We start from the raw sequence: 3,739 nt of genomic DNA, 5'->3' as shown, positions 1-3,739 counted from the left end.
GTAGCCCTCCCCTGTGGGCTGTCCCGTTGCCCTTGTCGACCACCGGCACGACGCGGGCGCCCGCGTCGCGGGCCAGCTGCTGGCTGCCGTCGGTGCTGCCGTTGTCGGCGATGACCACCTCGCCGTCGATGCCGCTGTCCTCGAAGAAACCGATGGTCTTGCGGACGCAGGTCTCGACCGTCTCGGCCTCGTTCAGACATGGCATCACTACGGAGAGTTCCACGCGATCTCCTTCATTACCCCTGGTGGCGTCGTTACCCTTGGTGACCCTGTTACACCTGCTGACCGTCTGCGGCGTTTTCCACTAATCTCTGTTGTTCCGCGTGTTGTTCATCGGGACGGCCCGTCGGCGTTCATGATGCCCGCCGAGGGCGGGGCATGATGGCCGCTCTCGTCAAGAGCACCCGTATCGTGTTGCCCACTTGCAACCGGAAAACCCTATCCGGCACCGTCGCGGGCGGCATGTTAGGACGTCAAGCATACGGGCACGGCGGCCCGGAAAGGGTGGGCGGCTGTGACGCGCGCCGCAGGACGCAGTGCCGTGGACGAACGTAGTGCCCTGGACCAACGCAATGCCACCGGACCGGGGGCCGGACATCGAAGGGAAGGTGCGGCCGTGGCGGGGGAAACGCCGCAAGGCACCGCGCTCGACGGGTCGGCGCAGGGCGGGACGGCCCTCGCGACGACGGCCGGGGCCGCCGCGGCGCCGGGCGCACCGGACGCTCCGGCCGGCGCGTCCGGGGACGCGACGACCGCCCCGGACTCGGCCAAATCTTCGTCAGGGGCCGGCAACGGCACGCCCGATTCCGGCACAGAAGGTCTGGAATCCGGCATAACGGCCATCGTGTCCGGCGAGTCCATTAAGGGCGCCCCCGAAACCGGTTCACAAGTTCGTCCGGAATCGGGGGACACGCCGGACGACGCGCCCGGAGAGAGTGCGGAGGCGGGTCGCGGACGCGGCCGCGGGTTGTGGACGCTGGCGCGCCGAAACCCGGTCTTCAGTGTGATCATTGCCATAGCGGCGCTTCTCCGCCTGGTGGCGATGCTCGGCTACCAGCCGGTGATGTTCTTCAACGACAGCTTCGACTACCTGAACGTCGCGATGGACCCGTATCCGCACCCGCTGCGGCCCGACGGGTACTCGTTCCTGCTGCTCGTCCTCAAGCCGTTCCACAGCTTCGCGCTGGTCGCCGGGCTCCAGCACCTCATGGGCCTGGCCATGGGCGTGATGATCTACGCGCTGCTGCGGCGCCGGTTCGGGCTGCCCGGCTGGGGCGCCGCGCTGGCGGCCGCGCCGGTCCTGCTGGACGCCTACCAGCTCCAGCTCGAACACCTGGTGCTGTCGGACACGACGTTCACCTTCCTGGTGATGTGCGCGGTCACGCTGCTGCTGTGGCGCGACCAGCCGTCCTGGAAGATCGCCGCGGGGGTCGGGCTGATCGTCGGGATGGCGTGGCTGACCCGCTCGGTCGGGATGCCGGTGCTCCTCGGCGTGCTGGTGTACATGCTGGTCCGGCGCAGCGGCTGGCGGCTCATGGCCGTCACGCTGGCCGCCTGCCTGCTGCCGGTGCTGGGCTACATGGGCTGGTACAAGGCGGAGAGCGACAAGTTCGCGATCACCGAGAGCAACGGGATCTTCCTGTACGCCCGGGTCTACAAGTTCGCCGACTGCCACCGGATGAAGGACCTGCCGGTCAGCGAGTACCCGCTGTGCACCGAGCCCGCGAACCGGCTGCCGAACTCGCAGGACGGCATCTGGAACGCCCGCTCCCCGCTCAACCGCTACACCGGCACGCGGTTCAGCCCCGAGAACAACAAGCTCGGCAACGACTTCGCCAAGCGGGCCATCGTCGCCCAGCCGCTCGACTACTCGCGGGTCGTCGCGCACGACTTCTTCCGCGTCTTCCAGTGGAAGCGCACGGTGTTCCCCGACCCGGCGACGTACGCGCAGTACGAGTTCGAGAAGAAGAGCCGTCCCCTGCCCGACTGGCACATGCCCGGCGGCGGGACGGCCGCCCAGGACGCGCGCGGCTACGAGCGCGGCAACGCCCGCACGCAGGTCGTCGAGCCGTTCGCCGGGGCCGCCCGCGGCTACCAGGACGTCTTCTACCTGCGCGGCACCATGGTCGGCGCCATCCTGCTCCTCGGCCTGGCCGGGCTGGTCCCGCTGTGGCGCCGGTTCGGCGGCGAGGCGCTGCTGCCGTGGACGCTCGCCACGGGGCTGCTGCTCGCGCCCGCGGCCACCGCCGAGTTCGACTACCGGTACGTGCTGCCCGCCGTCCCGCTGGCGGCGCTCGCCGCCGGGCTGGCGTTCAGGCCCGAGGCCCGCGCGACGGCGGCCGGCTGGACGCGCCGCCTGACCGGCCGCGGCAGGAGCGGGGCGACCCCGCCGGCGCCGCCGGCCGAGCCGGTGGTGCAGGAGGCCCCGGGGGCCACCCGCGTCACCGCCTGACCGTCGCGCGCTACCAGGCGTGCATGCGGCGGAGGTGGAAGACCATCGCCACGTCGCTGCCGTTGCGGACCACCGGCACCTCGTCGTGCCTGCCGTGCGTCGCCGACAGCGCCTTGACGTTCTGGCCGCCGCAGTCCGGGCAGCACCGGTCCATCCAGGGCGTCGTGCAGGGCTGGCCCTGGCGCACGTAGATGACGGCCTGGTTGCCGTGCCCGTCACCGGAGTGCCGGACCTGGAACTCCTCGTTCCAGGACCCCTCGCAACCCAGGCACTCGAAGACCCACACTTCGTGGTGCGTCCATGCCTCGTGCATGGCACTCACCCCCTCACAGACCGTCTTCCGCGCGTCTCTTCGGCGCCCCTGGTCTGCTTCACTGGGATGCCCCGGCCGGAGGCTGCCGGGGCAGTTATGCCCCGGAGGCGCCCCTTTGGACCGCTCTGAGGGGGGTGACTATTTTCTGGCCTTGACAACGGCGTCGTAAACGAGGCGCTTCTGGGCGCCGTTCTCCCGGGCGACCTCGGCGATGGCCTGCTTGCGCGGCGTCCCGGCCGCCTCCCGCGCGGCGACCGCCGCCGCCAGGTCCGCCGGGTCCGTCAGCCCCCGCGGCTCGGGCGCGCCGCCGACCACCACCGTGATCTCGCCGAGGACGCCGTCCGCCGCCCACGCGGCGAGCTCGCCGAGCGTCCCCCGGCGGACCTCCTCGTAGGTCTTGGTCAGCTCGCGGCACACCGCGGCGGGACGGTCCGCGCCGAACGCCTCCGCCATCGCCGCGAGGGTGACGGGCAGCCGGCGCGGCGACTCGAAGAACACCATCGTGCGGGGCTCGCCCGCGAGCGACTCCAGCCGGCGGGCCCGCTCCCCCGGCTTGCGCGGCGGGAACCCCTCGAAGCAGAACCGGTCGGTCGGCAGCCCCGACACCGCCAGCGCGGTCGTGACGGCGGACGGCCCGGGCAGCACCGTGACCGGGACGCCCTCGGCGACGGCGGCGCGCACCAGCCGGTACCCGGGGTCCGACACGCCCGGCATCCCGGCGTCGGTGATCACCAGCACGTCCCGTCCGGCGAGCAGGTCTTCCACGAGCCCGGCGGCCCGCTCCCGCTCGTTCAGGTCGTTGTAGGACACGACGCGGCCGGGCAGCTCGACGCCGAGATCGCCCGCCAGCCGCCGCAGCGCCAGCGTCATCAAGCCGCTGCTGGCCGCCGCGCTCGCCCCCGCGATCGAGGTCCTCATCGCGGCCCGGCTCGTCCAGGGCGCGGGCGCCGCGCTGTTCATGCCGAGCTCGCTCG

At 71.9% G+C, this 3,739-nt stretch carries 4 protein-coding genes; 1 reads left to right on the top strand and 3 read right to left on the bottom strand.

From position 1 onward, the window contains the following. A partial coding sequence (locus tag AB0C69_RS39675) for a glycosyltransferase (protein ID WP_360361454.1) occupies nt 1–223 on the bottom strand: 223 nt, incomplete at its 3' end. Nucleotides 224–1,003: 780 nt separating this feature from the next. On the opposite strand from AB0C69_RS39675, the gene AB0C69_RS39670 reads away from it, so the two are divergent. Next, the gene (locus AB0C69_RS39670; protein WP_345173518.1) at nt 1,004–2,452 is read left to right on the top strand and encodes a hypothetical protein; all 1,449 of its coding nucleotides are present in this window, start codon (nt 1,004–1,006) and stop codon (nt 2,450–2,452) included. A 10-nt stretch (nt 2,453–2,462) separates the two neighbouring features. Here the strand turns inward: AB0C69_RS39670 and AB0C69_RS39665 are convergent, their stop codons facing one another. Both AB0C69_RS39665 and AB0C69_RS39660 read right to left on the bottom strand, forming a co-directional pair. After that, nucleotides 2,463–2,765, bottom strand: a complete 303-nt coding sequence (locus AB0C69_RS39665) for a hypothetical protein (RefSeq protein ID WP_360361451.1) — start codon at nt 2,763–2,765, stop codon at nt 2,463–2,465. A gap of 138 nt (nt 2,766–2,903) precedes the next feature. Beyond that, nucleotides 2,904–3,683 carry a 16S rRNA (cytidine(1402)-2'-O)-methyltransferase gene (locus AB0C69_RS39660; RefSeq protein WP_360361457.1) on the bottom strand — a complete coding sequence of 260 codons (780 nt, stop codon included), beginning with the start codon at nt 3,681–3,683 and terminating at the stop codon, nt 2,904–2,906. Nucleotides 3,684–3,739 lie beyond the last annotated feature (56 nt).

This window comes from Actinomadura sp. NPDC048032, from assembly GCF_040653175.1.
Lineage (GTDB): Bacteria > Actinomycetota > Actinomycetes > Streptosporangiales > Streptosporangiaceae > Spirillospora > Spirillospora verrucosospora.
The sequence above is the reverse complement of the archived record's forward strand: the minus strand, read 5'-3'. Positions and strand labels throughout refer to the sequence as shown.